The organism is Modestobacter sp. VKM Ac-2985 (assembly GCF_026967925.1).
Classification (GTDB): Bacteria; Actinomycetota; Actinomycetes; order Mycobacteriales; family Geodermatophilaceae; genus Modestobacter.
The window spans coordinates 693552-707240 of the sequence record NZ_JAPVBI010000002.1 but is presented as its reverse complement, the minus strand read 5'-3'; the positions used below and the strand labels follow the sequence as shown (position 1 = coordinate 707240).

Annotated in this window: 14 protein-coding genes and 4 tRNA genes; 9 read left to right on the top strand and 9 right to left on the bottom strand. The window is 71.3% G+C overall.

Annotated features, from left to right (window positions below; genetic code table 11):
- Positions 1-529 precede the first annotated feature (529 nt).
- The 3 genes from O2V61_RS12620 to O2V61_RS12610 form a co-directional block, all read right to left on the bottom strand.
- Positions 530-602, bottom strand: a tRNA-Lys gene (locus tag O2V61_RS12620).
- A gap of 175 nt (positions 603-777) precedes the next feature.
- The gene (locus O2V61_RS12615; RefSeq protein WP_269183653.1) at positions 778-1515 is read right to left on the bottom strand and encodes a hypothetical protein; all 738 of its coding nucleotides are present in this window, start codon (positions 1513-1515) and stop codon (positions 778-780) included.
- Between the two features lie 988 nt (positions 1516-2503).
- Positions 2504-3376, bottom strand: a complete 873-nt coding sequence (locus O2V61_RS12610) for a hypothetical protein (RefSeq protein ID WP_269183652.1) — start codon at positions 3374-3376, stop codon at positions 2504-2506.
- 1875 nt (positions 3377-5251) lie between these two features.
- Between O2V61_RS12610 and O2V61_RS12605 the strand changes: the two genes are divergently transcribed.
- Together O2V61_RS12605 and O2V61_RS12600 are read left to right on the top strand one after the other, a co-directional pair.
- Positions 5252-5827: a hypothetical protein gene (locus O2V61_RS12605; RefSeq protein ID WP_269183651.1), complete on the top strand. Its 576-nt coding sequence runs from the start codon at positions 5252-5254 to the stop codon at positions 5825-5827.
- 66 nt (positions 5828-5893) lie between these two features.
- Positions 5894-6349 carry a hypothetical protein gene (locus tag O2V61_RS12600; protein ID WP_269183650.1) on the top strand — a complete coding sequence of 152 codons (456 nt, stop codon included), beginning with the start codon at positions 5894-5896 and terminating at the stop codon, positions 6347-6349.
- Positions 6350-6600: 251 nt separating this feature from the next.
- Here O2V61_RS12600 and O2V61_RS12595 read toward each other — a convergent pair whose 3' ends face one another.
- Positions 6601-7269, bottom strand: a complete 669-nt coding sequence (locus O2V61_RS12595; protein ID WP_269183649.1) for a TetR/AcrR family transcriptional regulator — start codon at positions 7267-7269, stop codon at positions 6601-6603.
- Positions 7270-7350: 81 nt separating this feature from the next.
- Here O2V61_RS12595 and O2V61_RS12590 point away from each other — a divergent pair, with 81 nt between their 5' ends.
- Positions 7351-8403: an NAD(P)-dependent alcohol dehydrogenase gene (locus O2V61_RS12590; RefSeq protein WP_269183648.1), complete on the top strand. Its 1053-nt coding sequence runs from the start codon at positions 7351-7353 to the stop codon at positions 8401-8403.
- A 159-nt stretch (positions 8404-8562) separates the two neighbouring features.
- On the opposite strand, the gene O2V61_RS12585 is transcribed toward O2V61_RS12590, so the two are convergent.
- Genes O2V61_RS12585 through O2V61_RS12570 form a run of 4 tightly spaced genes read right to left on the bottom strand, consistent with a single transcriptional unit; the run spans position 8563 to position 10619 of the window.
- Positions 8563-8766: a hypothetical protein gene (locus O2V61_RS12585; protein ID WP_269183647.1), complete on the bottom strand. Its 204-nt coding sequence runs from the start codon at positions 8764-8766 to the stop codon at positions 8563-8565.
- A 46-nt stretch (positions 8767-8812) separates the two neighbouring features.
- On the bottom strand, positions 8813-9700 hold the full coding sequence (locus O2V61_RS12580) for a Rieske (2Fe-2S) protein (RefSeq protein WP_269183646.1): 888 nt from the start codon (positions 9698-9700) through the stop codon (positions 8813-8815).
- Positions 9697-10146 carry a VanZ family protein gene (locus O2V61_RS12575; RefSeq protein ID WP_269183645.1) on the bottom strand — a complete coding sequence of 150 codons (450 nt, stop codon included), beginning with the start codon at positions 10144-10146 and terminating at the stop codon, positions 9697-9699. Before O2V61_RS12575 ends, O2V61_RS12580 begins: the two co-directional genes overlap by 4 nt.
- On the bottom strand, positions 10143-10619 hold the full coding sequence (locus O2V61_RS12570; protein WP_269183644.1) for a hypothetical protein: 477 nt from the start codon (positions 10617-10619) through the stop codon (positions 10143-10145). The genes O2V61_RS12575 and O2V61_RS12570 overlap by 4 nt, the downstream gene beginning before the upstream one ends.
- Positions 10620-10813: 194 nt before the next feature.
- On the opposite strand from O2V61_RS12570, the gene O2V61_RS12565 reads away from it, so the two are divergent.
- Together O2V61_RS12565 and O2V61_RS12560 are read left to right on the top strand one after the other, a co-directional pair.
- A complete protein-coding gene (locus O2V61_RS12565) occupies positions 10814-11338 on the top strand; it encodes a GtrA family protein (protein ID WP_269183643.1) in 525 nt (174 codons plus the stop codon).
- A gap of 106 nt (positions 11339-11444) precedes the next feature.
- Positions 11445-11771: a hypothetical protein gene (locus O2V61_RS12560; protein ID WP_269183642.1), complete on the top strand. Its 327-nt coding sequence runs from the start codon at positions 11445-11447 to the stop codon at positions 11769-11771.
- A 2-nt stretch (positions 11772-11773) separates the two neighbouring features.
- On the opposite strand, the gene O2V61_RS12555 is transcribed toward O2V61_RS12560, so the two are convergent.
- The gene (locus tag O2V61_RS12555) at positions 11774-12427 is read right to left on the bottom strand and encodes an AMIN-like domain-containing (lipo)protein (protein WP_269183641.1); all 654 of its coding nucleotides are present in this window, start codon (positions 12425-12427) and stop codon (positions 11774-11776) included.
- A 117-nt stretch (positions 12428-12544) separates the two neighbouring features.
- Here O2V61_RS12555 and O2V61_RS12550 point away from each other — a divergent pair.
- The 4 genes from O2V61_RS12550 (at position 12545) to O2V61_RS12535 (ending at position 13684) form a co-directional block, all read left to right on the top strand.
- Positions 12545-12617 (top strand) — tRNA-Glu (locus O2V61_RS12550).
- A gap of 40 nt (positions 12618-12657) precedes the next feature.
- A tRNA-Asp gene (locus O2V61_RS12545) sits at positions 12658-12734 on the top strand.
- A 24-nt stretch (positions 12735-12758) separates the two neighbouring features.
- Positions 12759-12832 (top strand) — tRNA-Phe (locus O2V61_RS12540).
- A 111-nt stretch (positions 12833-12943) separates the two neighbouring features.
- Complete coding sequence (locus O2V61_RS12535) at positions 12944-13684, top strand: response regulator transcription factor (protein ID WP_269183640.1); 741 nt, start codon at positions 12944-12946, stop codon at positions 13682-13684.
- Positions 13685-13689: the final 5 nt, after the last annotated feature.

Genomic DNA, 13689 nt, shown 5'->3' with positions numbered 1-13689 from the left:
GGACGGTCATCAAGATCTGGACGGTTCCACCGGCATGTTGTGCCCGCCATTCCGCAGGCGGCCCCGTACGCATCGGCGCCACGACTCGCGGACAGTGAATGGCACGTCCCGCGCTTTCCTGTCGTGGCAGCTGCGCTGTCCCGGTGGGATCGGGGAACCCGACGGTGAGGTCTCCTGTCCTGATGGTCAGCGAGGACGCACTGCCCGGACCACGGTGGGGCCAGGAGCCCAGTCGCTACGGCGCGCCGAGGGCCAGGCTCCCCCGTCCATCAGCCGCCGGCCCTCCCGGCCGGCACAGCTGGCGGCCGCCGCTGCGCTACCGACAAACGCGAGTTATCCCCTTGGGTCGAGCGGTCGGGCGCGAAGGGTACGGCCGCGGCCGATGAGATCGGCGCTCTGCCGCTGATGTTCACCCACGCGTGCTGACGGGACGTTGAGGAGCCCGGGGGATGCCCCGGCGCTGCCAACGGCTGCTGCCAGTCACCACTCGGCGGTGGTGGTAGAGACGCGAACGCACAGGCCGACGCGGTGGGCCCCGTGGGGATCGAACCCACAACCCGCGGATTAAAAGTCCGCTGCTCTGCCAGTTGAGCTAGAGGCCCGGGACACGGCGACAAAGTCTCAGAAAACTCGCCGCGCCTCGTTGATCAAGGTCCTGTGGGCCTGGATCGACCTCATCCTGCCATCGTCAGCGGCGCGGGACGGGGTCTGGAGGGGGTTCAGACGGCGGCGGACAGACCGGTCCGCGTGCTCGGGCGCGGGTTAGGGGCCCAGTGGTCAGGCGGTTCCGTCGAAGACGTTCGGTTGTTCGCGGGCTTGCAGGTGCACCTGCCAGGCCAAGGCGTTGGCGGTGACCATCGCGCTAAGCATCCGAAGGTCTTGTCCGGGGATGTCGGGTGGCAGGTACTTGATCCGACTCTTGAGGTCAGCGTGCCGGGACTCGGTGTCGTTGCGGGCGCCGTAGAGGTACTGGAACTCAACGGTGGTGGGCGCGAAGACGCGTACGACCTCTCCCCAGTTGTACTGGGGGTCGTTGCTGGTGCTGTCGGTGTGGAACAGGGCGACGCGTTCGGTGTAGGAGCCTGCGATGTCGCAGTCGATCTGGACGGTCTTGTACTCGCGCCGGGTGCCGTCACGGTTGGGCCGCTGCTCGTACTTGGAGACAGGGAGCCGGACGATGGAGTGGCCATCGTCAGTCTCGACCAGTTGGACGAGTTCGCCGCCATAGGCGTAGATGAAGTGCTCGCAGGGGGTGCCGTTCTCGTCGGCGTGAACGGAGATCCGACGCAGGTGGTCCTTCTCCTGGCGAGTGGCGTTGAGTCGGTTGGCCGGACCGCCGTCGGGGTTGGACTGCGCGTGCGGGTAGTTCACGACGGTGATCCACTGCCGCTGGAGGCGACTGACCGCGTGGCCGCGAACCGCGCTGTCCACGACGATCCCCTTGATGCCACCACCGGACAGGCGCCGCAGGCGAACGGCCATGTCGAGGACGGCCTTCTCCTCGTCGGCGTACACCGACTCCTGACTCCTGCCGGTCTGAGCGAAGCCGAGGCAGATCCGGGAATGGGCTTCACCGTCGAAGCGGGTCGAAGCGGGTCGTGTACTTGGAGCCGAGCACCATCCGGCCTTCACCGGTCTTCCACTCCTGGGCGGTGTCTCCCTTGTGGCGACGGCTCAGGGGCATCACGGTTCCGTCGAAGCCGATGTACTGGCTGCGGTCCGGCCGCTGTTACTGGAAGTCCAGCGCAGGGTCGAGCAGTCCCATTTGTTGCGCCTGGCCGACGGCGAGCGTCTCGAACTCGGCGATGATCCAGGCCATGCCAGGGATGGCCGGGTGGCAGTGACTGACCGGCCTTGTCGAGGCCCCGCCAACGGAGCACGAAGTAGTCCAGATGGTGTTGGGCGGGTGCAGGCATCGGAGGCTGGGCTGGCAGCCGGGTTGCCGCGGCGGCGCGCGGTTGCATGGCCCTGGCGGGCGTGGGTCGCGGCGGTGCGGCGGGACGGGCCTTTAGCCGGGCCGGACGATCCGGGCGCGGGGTCAGGTCGGCGATGCGGGTCATTCCGTCGGGCACGTAGCGGTCGACGTGTGCGGCGAACTGCGTCCACAGATGTGGTTGCTCCAGCAGGGCAGCAGCGGCGGCCCGAGAGCAGATTCCCGTGATCGCCGAGGCGCAGCACAGCAGGAACAACAACCAGTCGGGATAGTGCGCTGGGCGACCGCGGCGCTGCTGCGTGAGGTCGTTGCCAGGGAGCAGTCTCACCAGGTCCCAGAACCAAGGGGACGTGGGAAGAGCGAACAGTTGGGCCACATCGGTGATGGCCGAGTGTTCCTCCCCGATCCGGGTCTGGGCATGGCGGTAGCGCGACGACGGGGTCGTCGCCGCCAGGGCCGCATTCAGCCTCTCGGCCGGGATGCGGGCAAACAGCGCCTCCGCATTCCGGAACCGCGGATTCGAAGCCGAGGAAGACGTACTTCCGCTGGGCTTCCGGCGGCGTGGTGCGGTCACGGCGCCGGAGGACCGTCTGTGTCGACGGTGTGCTTGGCGACCCAGTCGTAGCCGACGAGGTGGGCTGCTGCGTCCAGGCTGGCCAGGCCGAGCCGGATGGCGACCGCCTCGACCCGGCCGGTCTCGGCGAAGACCCGGTGGGCCAAGTGTTCGCGGATCGACTCCGCGCGAGTGACGCCGGGTTGGTGCAGTCGCGCCTTCTTGAGCAGGGCCAGGAGGGTCATGCCGGTCGCGGCGGCCCTGCTCTCCGGACTTCCGCTGCCGCCACGCCACGAGTAGGTGACGGGGGTGTCAGGTAGTGCGTCGGCGGTGACCGTGGCAGCCAGGGCCTCGATCCGGGTTCGGAGCGCGGCCGAGCACCACTCGTCGTAGATGGGCACCCACCGGGGGCCGGTGCGGTAGCCGCCGTCGTGCAGCCACACCCGGCGCCGATCCAGATCGATGTCGCGGACGCGGACCGCGGCATTCTCGCCGCTGCTGGCGCCGAGCAGCGCCAGAGCGAGCGCTGCGGGGGTCTTGGTCTCTCCGAGGTGGTAGCGGGCGGTGCGCTTGAGGTGCTCGATCTGCTCGGCGGTGAAGGCGTGCACATAGCGGCCTTGGCGGCGGACCTCTTCGACCGCCTTGGCAGGGTTCTGGTCGTGCAGGCCCAGGCGCTGCGCAGTCAGGAACACCGCGCGCGCGGCGGCCAACCGCATCCGCCGGGTATTCTCGGCGACCGGCTGTGCCGGGGCGCCAGCGTGACGCAGCCGCAGAGACTCGAAGATGAACGTTGGGTCGGTCTCACCCAGCAGTGGGCGGCCGTGCGCCTCGGCGCGGCGGCGCAACCGCTGCGCCTCGCGCTTGTAGTCCCTGATGACGGTGGCGCTCACGCGCCCTTCGGCGACCTGCGCGTCCCAGTCCGCTTCGATTCGGGCAAGGGCGTCAGCCCAAGTGATCTCGCCATGGCCGGTCAGGTCTGCGGCGAGGGCGAACCGCCCGGAGGGGCGCTTGAGGCTTCCTCGTGGACTTGGGTCACCGACCCGCCGCCGCGTCACCTCCGGACCCGGTGGATGCAACCGATGGCGTCCCCGGCGACGCTGCTCGGCTCGTGGCATTGCCGCTCCCTGTGATGGGGCCGGAGCGCGTGCCTGGGATCAGACGGCGACCGGCGCGACTGTGGGTCTGCGCGCCAGACCGCCAGCCGGGAGGGGGAGGCCGTCGAGACGTGTGCGGAGGGTGTGCGGCCGAGTGCCGACAGGGCCGGTCGAGGAGTAGGTGCTGGGCGTGGCGAGGCCGTGCACGTCGGGGAAGGCGACACGCCCCATTACCTGACCGAGGACCGGGTCGTGTCCGCCTGAATCGGTCAGATGAGGGTCCCCCGAACCCACTTGTGGGTCGGAGAGACCCTCGCGCACGGAGGCAGCCGAAGGGCGCGACACCAGGCAGCGTGACCTCATGGCGCCTCCTTTGGGGCTGCGGCCCTGATCGATCGAACACATGTTCGAGCGCTGTAGCAGACTGTCAACCCGTAAGAGCGGCACCATCAGCGGAGATCACCGAGGATCAACGGACCGGCACATACAGTCCGCAAGTGCCGTCCGCCCGCGCCCGAAGACCGATCGACTACTTCCGCAACGCGCGACAGTTCGGTCACACCCCCGCTGGTGGGCCGCAGGCCGGGCTGCCGTTGCAGTGGCCGACCGGCGGTGCAGCGCGCGACTTGCGGGGCGCCGTCCTCCAGCACTGCATCGTGGTCGCGACCAGGGATGCTCTGAGTCGCCATCCCAGGCGTCCCTCCCTGGCCACTATCGCGACAGGCGGACGTGTCGACCTCAGTCATCTGCGGATGGCGATGCGTGGCGAGGCGTACATGCAGATGCCGGAGGCCGCGACGCTGGCGAGCGTCGCACCCAACGCCCTTCCGGACCCCGCCTGGGTTCACAGCATGGTCACGAGTGCGACCGTCGGCTTCGGCCAGCGGATCAGGGCCTCTCGCAGCGGTGTGCCAGGGGTTCTGGGGGCGCTGAGCGTTGACCAGATCGCCGAGGAGGAAGTTATGGCGGCCCTGCAAGGCTGGGTCGCGGTCGAGCCTCTTCCTGGTGATGCCGAAGCCGACGACCGGCTTGCAGCCGCCGCCGGTCCGCTACTGAATCCAAGTGCGCGCGAACAAGCACGCGCGGTCGGGCTGCCGATCGACGCAACTAGGCGCCAGGACAGCACCGTCATCCGCGCCACGAACGCGTATGCGCCCGCAGGGGTCGACGGCTGCTACGACCCGGCAGGCCCCGTTCTTGTGGCCCACTTGCCCGACGATTGGACCGAGACCGTCCACGACGAGGGATGGGCTGTCATCGACGGTCACTTCATCGTCGAGATCACCGGCACAAGGAATGGGCGTCCACACACCGTCCGCGCAGTCCGGCTGTACTCCGAGGCACCTGAGGACGTCCGAGGCGAGTGGCTCTACAGCGCCGATCTGGCTGGCGTGATCGGACCCGAGGGACGGCCGACCCTCGCGTTCCGCGACCCGCCACGCCTTCCGATGTCCTCTGGAAACGTGCCTGACCCCTGCCACCCTGCCGCAGTAGCGGGCGGTGGCGTGCTTGTCGCAGTCGCTGTGCGCGGTAAGACCTGGCTCCCACGACGCGCCCTCTCAGGAGACCCGGCAAGCGACTGGCGCGGTGATCTCCGGATACGGTCGCTTCGTGAGTTGGTCGGCGACGGTGCGCCGAGTGCGCGATTCAGACCGGCCGATGGCGCAGCGCGTGACGGCTCTGCACTCTCTTGTCGCGAACCACCACGCGCCTCTGGGCTTCCTGGACACCAGAACACGGCTGCGCAAGGCCGCTGGCGTCGGTCTTCTGCGCCGATGGACCGAGCCGCGACTGCTTGAGGCCCTCCGCGTGCTAGACGAGTCACGCGAGAGCCATCTCAGGTACCGCGCGGCCTTCGCGCAACGGCGACGCCAGGAAAAGGCGGAGGGGCGGCGGCGACCAACGAAGGGCGACCTCGCGGCCCTCGATCGAGTCGAGTGGCTGAAGAACGTCGAAGAAGCCCGCCGCCGACATCCCCCGGTTCATCTCATGATCGAGAGCAACTGCCGTATCTGCGGCTACAACGACGGGGACCAACGGTTCAACGGCCTCGGGCACCCGAAGTACGTCATCTGCCCCTGCTGCGGATCGGAGTCGGGTGTCGACGACTCGAACCTCGCCCAAGTCCGCAGGACCCGAATGAAATGGGTCGAAGCGGGGTGTCCCTGGTGGTCACCCAGCGACGCGGAGCCAGTCGACTGGAAGCCGAGTCTCTGGCAGGACCGCGTGCCAGAGAGGTGGAGATAGGTTCGGGACTGCCCATGGGCGGCTGGCCGAGGGACAGCGTCCTGAATCGCCGCTACCGGGAGTGAGATGAACGCTCGACCACCAAGCGAACGCGTCCGCGAGGTCGTCGCGGGATTTCTGGAAGCAAACGACCTCCTGCCGATGGTCGACGTGGGATACGAGCGAGCCGCGGACGGCAACGAGGCGATCCTGCTGAAGCCTCGGGCAGACGGTGCCGCAGACGTGGTCGTGCGGACCGCCGGTCACGCGGACAGTTACGTGGTCTACGTCTTCGTTGCCGGAGAAGCCAGGCCGATCGAGATCGCTGGCCCCATCAACGAGAACACCGACCCGCCGTTTCGTTCGGCTGACGAGGATCTGCTTGAGGTATTGCACCTCGTCGCCAGGGGCGAGGTGTTCGATGAGATTGACGAGGCAGGGCATGTCACGGGCACCGACGTGCCTGACCCGCGCACTGCAACCGGCTCGGTCGAAGGCCCTGAGCGCCGTCGTTGGTACGAGCCCTGGGCTTCGACCGCCTGAAGGCGCTCCCTTCAGTTCGCCCCAGAGCGCTTCATGGGCGGGCGCCCACCTCTACGGCGTTACCGGTCGGCCAAATCGACGTTGCCCGCCCGAAGCAGCCACGCCGCCGTCCAGGGCGAACGCATTTTTCGCCGTGCCCCAGAGGCCCGGTGGGTGCGGGAGCTCCCAGGCGACCACGAACCGGCGTGCGCCTCGGTGGCCCCGCGGCCCGGTGCGAGGTTACCGCTGGGAGCGGGCCGTCCCCGTCCCGACTACCGGGCCTCTCGCGCAGCTGCCCGCTCCAGCCCGTCCAGCACCAGGTCCAGACCGAACTCGAACTCCTCGCCGTAGTCGTAGCCGGGCTGCAGCACGTGCGCGGTCGCCAGCTCGACGAGGTGCGGGTACGCCCCGGGCGGGAACTGGGCCAGCATCTCCTCCGCCAGCTCGGCGGTCTGCTCGGCCGTCTCGAACGGCAGCGAACGCTCCTGCAGGGCGAACCCGTAGACGTAGCTGTCGATGGCCGAGAAGGCGTGCGCGGTCAGCCCGACCGAGAAGCCGGCTCCCCGAAGGCAGCCGATGACCGCGTCGTGGTGTGCCAGGGTCGCCTGCCCGGGCGCCGTGCGCGAGTCCATGAGGCCGATCGCCCAACGGTGCCGGGACAGGGCCTCGCGCATCGACACCGCCCGGCGTCGCATCGCCGGCTTCCAGCCGACCCCGGTGGCGGGCAGGTCGACCTCGCCGAAGACCAGGTCGACCATGCCGTCGAGCAGGTCGACCTTGTTCGACACGTGGTGGTACAGCGACATCGCCTCGACCCCGAGCGCCTGGCCCAGCTTCCGCATGCTCAGCGACTCGATGCCGGTCTCCCCGGCCAGCGCCACGGCCGCCCGCAGCACCCGCCCCCGGTCCAGCGGCGCGCGTACGGCGTCCGACGGGCTCATGCGACTCCTCTCGTCCTTGACAACCTTACGCTGTAAGGAACAGCCTTACGGCGTAAGGAACCCATCGACGAAGGCGATCCGATGACACGCTCACCCCGAACCGACGCACGCTCGACACAGCTCGCCCCCGCCGACCGGATGACGGCGGTCGTCCACGACCGGTACGGCACCGACCCGGAGGAGGTCCTCCGGGTCGCGGAGGTCGAGCGGCCGGCCATCGACGCCGACGAGGTGCTGGTCCGGGTGCGCGCCGCCAGCATCGACCGGGGCACCTGGCACGTCATGGCCGGGCTGCCGTACCCCGTCCGCGCCGGTTTCGGTCTGCGGCGCCCGAGGGACACCAACCCCGGCCGCAGCCTGGCGGGGGTCGTCACCGCCGTCGGCGCGGACGTCGCCGGCTTCGCACCCGGCGACGAGGTTTTCGGCGTCGGCCGCAGCTCGTTCGCCGAGCACTCCCGCGCCCGGGCCGACAAGCTCGCGCCCAAGCCCGGGAACCTGTCCTTCGAGCAGGCGGCCGCGGTGCCGATCTCCGGGCTCACCGCTCTCCAGGCGGTCCGCGACCAGGGTCGGGTCACGGCGGGGCAGCGGGTCCTGGTCATCGGCGCCTCCGGCGGCGTGGGCACCTTCGCCGTCCAGCTCGCCGTGCACCTCGGGGCCGAGGTGACCGGGGTCTGCAGCGGCTCGAAGGCGGACCTCGTCCGGGCGCTCGGGGCCCAGCACGTCATCGACCACACCCGCGAGGACGTCACCGCCGGCGGCCACCGCTACGACGTCGTCCTCGACATCGGCGGAAACCGCCCGCTCGGCCTGCTGCGCCGGGTGCCTAGCCCGCGCGGCCGGCTGGTCATCGTCGGCGGCGAGACGGGCGGGCGGTGGCTCGGTGGCACCGACCGCCTGGTGCGCGCACAGCTGCTGTCCCCCGTCATCGGGCAGACGCTGCGGACGTTCCTCTCGTCGGAGAACGCCCGGGACCTGCAGACCCTGCGCGAGCTGATCGAGTCCGCCGCGCTCACGCCCGTCGTCGACCGGACGCTCCCGCTCGACCAGGTCGCGGCCGGCATGCGGCACCTCGTCGACGGCCACGCCCGCGGCAAGGTGGTCCTCACGGTCCCCGACGGCCCGTCGGGACCCTGACCGTCCCGCCAGCGACCGGGCTCAGAGCAGGGTGAACAGCAGGAAGAGCAGTCCGGTGAGCAACAGGCTGACCAGCAGCGACCCCAGGCACCCGAGCCGGCTGGTGAAGAAGAGGAACACCGTCCTCCGGTGCCCGCCGCACCGGCCGGTCAACCGCGGTCAGCCGGTGCAGACCCGGCCGAGCAGCTCCTGCAGCTGCGCCGCCTGCCCGATGTCCAGCGGCAGGTCGACGACGACGTCCTCGCCGTCGCCGACGGCCAGCCGGAGTGGGAGGACGAACGGCTGCTCGGTCTCGGCCAGCACGTGCGGCTCGCAGGTGGCCGGCCGGACGGCGACCCGCCCGCCGCGCAGCCGGGGGCGCACACCGTCCGCACGGCATCGAGGGCAGGGCGGCCTCAGCCCCAGGCGGTCACTTCGGGGAGTGCCGGTTGGGCAGCTTGCCGAGCACGCGGCCGGCCTCGTACTTGACCTCGAGCCGCTCCTGGGCCGACGCGGTCGGGCCCCGCCGAGGCTCGCCGCTGTCCAGGTCGAAGGCGGAGGCGTGCCAGGGGCACACGATGCAGTCCGACCCGCGCACCTTCTCCACGGTGCCCTCGGCCAGCGGCCCACCCACGTGCGCGCAGGAGTTGATGAACGCATCGACCCGCGCACCCCGGCGCACCACGGCCAGCGCCACGGGCGTGCCCTGGCCCTCGCCGGTGCGCAGCGCCGGCCGCCCCTCCGGCAGGTCGTCGAGCGGGCCGAGGTCGATCCAGTCGGTGGTGAGCTGTCGGGCGTCGGTGACGGCGTGGTTCGCACCCGAGGACTGCGCGTAGGACATGTGGCCCCCGATCGCCGCCGAGCCGCTGGCCAGGCCGAGGCCGCTGTAGGCCAGCACCCGCCCCAGCGTGCCGTTGCCCTTGCCGCGGGCCACCAGCGAGCCGACGTAGAGGCCCAGCGCGGCGACGTTGGTGACGGCGTGGAGGGCACCCAGCCGGCGGACGGCGTCGTCCTGCTCGGACCAGTCGGCCGCGCCGGCCATCGCCGCCGGCAGGCTGGCCGCCACGCCGGTGCCGATCAGCGCGGTGGCCGCCGGGCGAGCCGGGGGCAGCAGGTCCAGGATCCCGGCCGACAGCCAGGTGCCCACCGGCACCATCGCCAGGATCGGGTGCAGCGGATGGCCCAGCCAGGTGCCGTGCAGCAGGTCGCGGAACGCCTGCGGCTGCAGCACCTTGTTCACCGCCGTCCGGGCGGACTCCAGCTTCGTGTCGAACGACGACACCTCGGACAGGCGGTCCAGCACACCGAACAGGCTCATGCAGCGCCCCATACCCGGTGCGGCCGCCTGGAACCCGCCGTCCGCAGGGTCAGTGCCACCGCAGTCAGGCCGCCGACGACGAGCGCGCCGACCCCGTTGAGCAGCGCGTCCACCGGCGAGACCACCCGCCCCAGTGGCAGCGCCCACTGCAACAGCTCGATCAGCATCCCGGCCGCGGCGGCGGGCACCAGCGCGGCCGGCCGCCGGAGGGCCGGCTCACGGAGCACCGCCAGGACCGCGGTCGGCACCAGCAGGAACAGGTTGCCGACGAGCTGGGCGGCCGCCGTGGGAGAGCTGGCCGCGCCGGCGTACCAGTGCAGCTCGGCGACCGGGTCACCCCACGCCCACCCGGCGGCGCCGGTCGGACCGAGGGTCAGCAGACCGACGACGAGCAGGCTGCCGACCAGGGCGCCGTCCAGGACCAGCAGGCGGTTGCGTGGGCTCACCGCCGCACCCGCCAGTCGGCCTCCTCGGCCAGCAGGGCGACGGCAGCGGCCCCGACCGCGTCGGCAGCGACTGCGGCCAGGAGGTCTGCGTCCACGACCTCGTCCGCCGGGGAGCGGAGGTGGCCGGACAGCCGGTCGGTGGCCCCCCGCAACCGCTCCCGGGCCGATCCCTCGGTCCCGGACGTCGCGGCGACCCCGCCCCAGGTCAGGCCGACCTCCCCGCACAGCCCGGGCAGCCGGCGCAGCAGGCCGGCCGACGCGGCCGCCGTCCGCCAGGCGGTCCCGTCGACGAGGACGGGCCGGCAGTCGAGCGTGGCCGTCGCCCAGCGGACCACCCGCAGCACGTCGGTCCACAGCACGTCGGACACCGCGGCGCCGACGGCTCCGGCCGACGACGGTCGGTGGGCGCGGACGAGCAGGCCGCCCGCGCTCGGGTCGTAGAGCCAGGGGCGACGGGGACCGGTTCCGCTCATGTCCTCGACCGTGCCCGCCGAACCGGGGGTCCCCCTGACAGGGGACTGTGAGTCGGCCGTGACCACTCTCCGTGAGGGAGGTCACGGAGCGTTGCGGGAACGCACCGGGAATGCACATGCGGCTCATGGGTTGCTGTCGGAAGATGAGCCTGCTGACCGAGCATGGACCTGTGCTCACGTCCTGAGGAGGACCCGTGACCTGCCCGTCCCTGCTCCGTCGCACCGCCGTGGACGGCGTGCGCCAGGGACGTCTCGACGGCTGGATCGAGCCGACGTGGGTGCGGGCGCGGTCCAGCGCGGCGCGCGAGCGACTGCAGCAGGACGACGCCCGCGCACAGTTCGTCCGCTTCGTCGTCGTCGGCGGGCTCTCCAGTGCCCTCTACGCCGTGGTGTTCATCAGCCTGCAGGGCTTCGGCGCGCAGGTCGCGAACCTGTCCGGCGCGATCGCGTCCACGCTGCTGGCCAACGAGATGCACCGCCGGTCGACCTTCCACGCCGGTGGCCGGGTCTCCTGGTTCACCGCCCAGTGGGAGGGGGGTGGCCTGGCCGGGATCGGGCTGGTCGCCACCTCGCTGGCCCTGGCGGGGCTGCACACCCTGACCGGTGACGTGGGCACCGTCGTCCAGCTCTCCCTGATCGCCGCGGTCACCGGTGCGATCGGCCTGATCCGGTTCGTCGCCCTGCGCACCTGGGTGTTCTCGCCGGCTCCCCGCGACTGAGGCCCCACCGACCGAGCTCCCCGAGCGCGATCGCCTCCTGACTTGGCGCGACGGCTCGCCGCGACGGCTCCGGGGGAGCCCGGCGAGCCACACCTAGGCTGCTCGCATGTCGATCATGAACCGCCCCGGCCGTCTGGCGGCCGGCGCAGCCACCGGGCTGCTCCTCCTCCTGCCACTGGCGGCGTGCAGCTCACCCAGCGTCGCCTGCTCGGGGAACGAGTGCACCGCGACGCTCAGCGGCGACGACGCGGCGGTCACCGTCCTCGGCACCGAGCTCTCCTTCGGCGGGACCGCGGACGGCCGAGCCAGCCTCACGGTCGGCGACACCAGCGTCTCCTGCGCCGAGGGCGAGAGCGTCTCCGCCGGGCCGCTGTCGCTGACCTGCACGACGGTGGCGCCCGGGTCGGTGGAGCTCAGCGCCTCCCTGGGCTGAGCTCAGCCTGCGTCGGCGACCTCGACCACCAGCCGGGTGGGGTCGCTCAGCGCGGACACCCGGAAGGGCACCTCGGCGCTGGTGCCGATCCAGGCAACGGAGGTGCCCTCGAAGGTTGCGTCGTAGACGACGCCCTGCACGGTGTCGGTGCCGGACACCGACACCGGCCCCCGGGCGACCTCCTCGGCGCCGGTCTCGTACGGGTAGCTCGTGCCCTGCAGCGTCACCTGGAGGAACGCCGCGCCGGGGACCTCGACGGCAGCACCGGACCCCTGGGACGACGGCGCGTCGACGTACTCCACCTGCCAGCCGGGGGTGCCGCTGCCGGCGAGCTCGAAGACCACCCGGTCGTACCCCTCGTGCTCGGCGGCGCGGACGGCGGTCACCGTGAGGCCCTCGGGGTCCACCGGGTCGGCGGTGTCGGCCGAGGTGTCCGCGGGGAACTCCGCGGCCGGGCTCTGTGACGCTGGCGCGGTCGTCTCCTCGGTCGCCTCCGCGGTCGTCTCGGTGGCCTCCGGGGCGGCGCTGCTGGACGACGCCTCCCCGGTCGACCCCGCACTGTCGGTGTCGGGCTGCGCGGCGCAGCCGGCCACCAGCAGGAGGGCGACAGCAAGGCCGGCGGAACGGGTCACCCGGGCGGGACGGCGGATCAGCACGCGTGGATGCTGGCACGGTGGACGCTGCCGGCCCGGCTGCCACGCGCACCGGTGACCCCCCTGTGGGACGACGTCCGACAGGGCATGTATGGTTCTCCCTGCCTCCAGCGACCACGAGCCCCCATCGTCTAGCGGTCCAGGACGCCGCCCTTTCAAGGCGGTAGCACGGGTTCGAACCCCGTTGGGGGCACGCACCATGCACGACAACAGCACACCGAGCAGTACAGCAAGGCCCTGTAGCGCAGTTGGTTAGCGCGCCGCCCTGTCACGGCGGAGGTCGCGGGTTCGAGTCCCGTCAGGGTCGCCACCCGGTGTCCAGCACACCGGGTAGGGGCAGGTAGCTCAGTTGGTACGAGCGCTCGCCTGAAAAGTGAGAGGTCGGCGGTTCGACCCCGCCCCTGCCCACCTCACGTCATCCCCGCCTGCCCGGCCCCGCTCATGGCCGCTGGGCAGACGCCCAGGGATCTCCTGTCCGGCACACAGGATGTTCTCAGGTCCAGGCCGCACAGTCGGTCCATGACGACCACCTCGCCCGCTCCCAGCTCCCGAGCCCAGCTCACCCGGCCGGACGGCAGCGCCCTGCGGGTGCTGGTCGTCGACGACGAGCCCTCGATCTGTGAACTGCTGTCCATGGCCCTGCGCTACGAGGGCTGGGACGTCCGCACCGCCCACGACGGCACCGACGCGGTGCGCGCCGCCCGCGAGTTCCGCCCGGACGCCGTCGTCCTGGATGTCATGCTCCCCGACATGGACGGGCTGGAGGTGCTGCGCCGGGTCCGCGCGGACACCCCGCTGGTCCCGGTGGTCTTCCTGACCGCCAAGGACGCGCTGGAGGACCGGATCGCCGGCCTCACCGCCGGCGGCGACGACTACGTCACCAAGCCCTTCAGCCTGGAGGAGGTCGCCGCCCGGCTGCGCGGCCTGCTGCGCCGCACCAGCCGGGTCGTGGCCGACGACGGCCTGCTGGTGGTCGGCGACCTGACCCTGGACGAGGAGAGCCACGAGGTCACCCGGGCCGGGGAGGACATCCGGCTGACCGCCACCGAGTTCGAGCTGCTGCGCTACCTGATGCGCAACCCCAAGCGGGTGCTGTCCAAGGCGCAGATCCTCGACCGGGTCTGGCAGTACGACTTCGGCGGCCAGGGCAACATCGTCGAGCTCTACATCTCCTACCTGCGGCGCAAGATCGACGCGGGCCGCCCGCCGATGATCCACACCCTCCGGGGCGCCGGGTACGTGATCAAGCCCGCCGCATGACGTCT

Bases quoted from the DNA above. Each gene is read 5' to 3' on its own strand.
- O2V61_RS12600 (WP_269183650.1), top strand. From the start codon at position 5,894: ATGAACGCTCGACCACCAAGCGAACGCGTCCGCGAGGTCGTCGCGGGA.
- O2V61_RS12595 (WP_269183649.1), bottom strand. From the start codon at position 7,269: ATGAGCCCGTCGGACGCCGTACGCGCGCCGCTGGACCGGGGGCGGGTG.
- O2V61_RS12590 (WP_269183648.1), top strand. From the start codon at position 7,351: ATGACACGCTCACCCCGAACCGACGCACGCTCGACACAGCTCGCCCCC.
- O2V61_RS12580 (WP_269183646.1), bottom strand. From the start codon at position 9,700: ATGAGCCTGTTCGGTGTGCTGGACCGCCTGTCCGAGGTGTCGTCGTTC.
- O2V61_RS12570 (WP_269183644.1), bottom strand. From the start codon at position 10,619: ATGAGCGGAACCGGTCCCCGTCGCCCCTGGCTCTACGACCCGAGCGCG.
- O2V61_RS12560 (WP_269183642.1), top strand. From the start codon at position 11,445: ATGTCGATCATGAACCGCCCCGGCCGTCTGGCGGCCGGCGCAGCCACC.
- O2V61_RS12535 (WP_269183640.1), top strand. From the start codon at position 12,944: ATGACGACCACCTCGCCCGCTCCCAGCTCCCGAGCCCAGCTCACCCGG.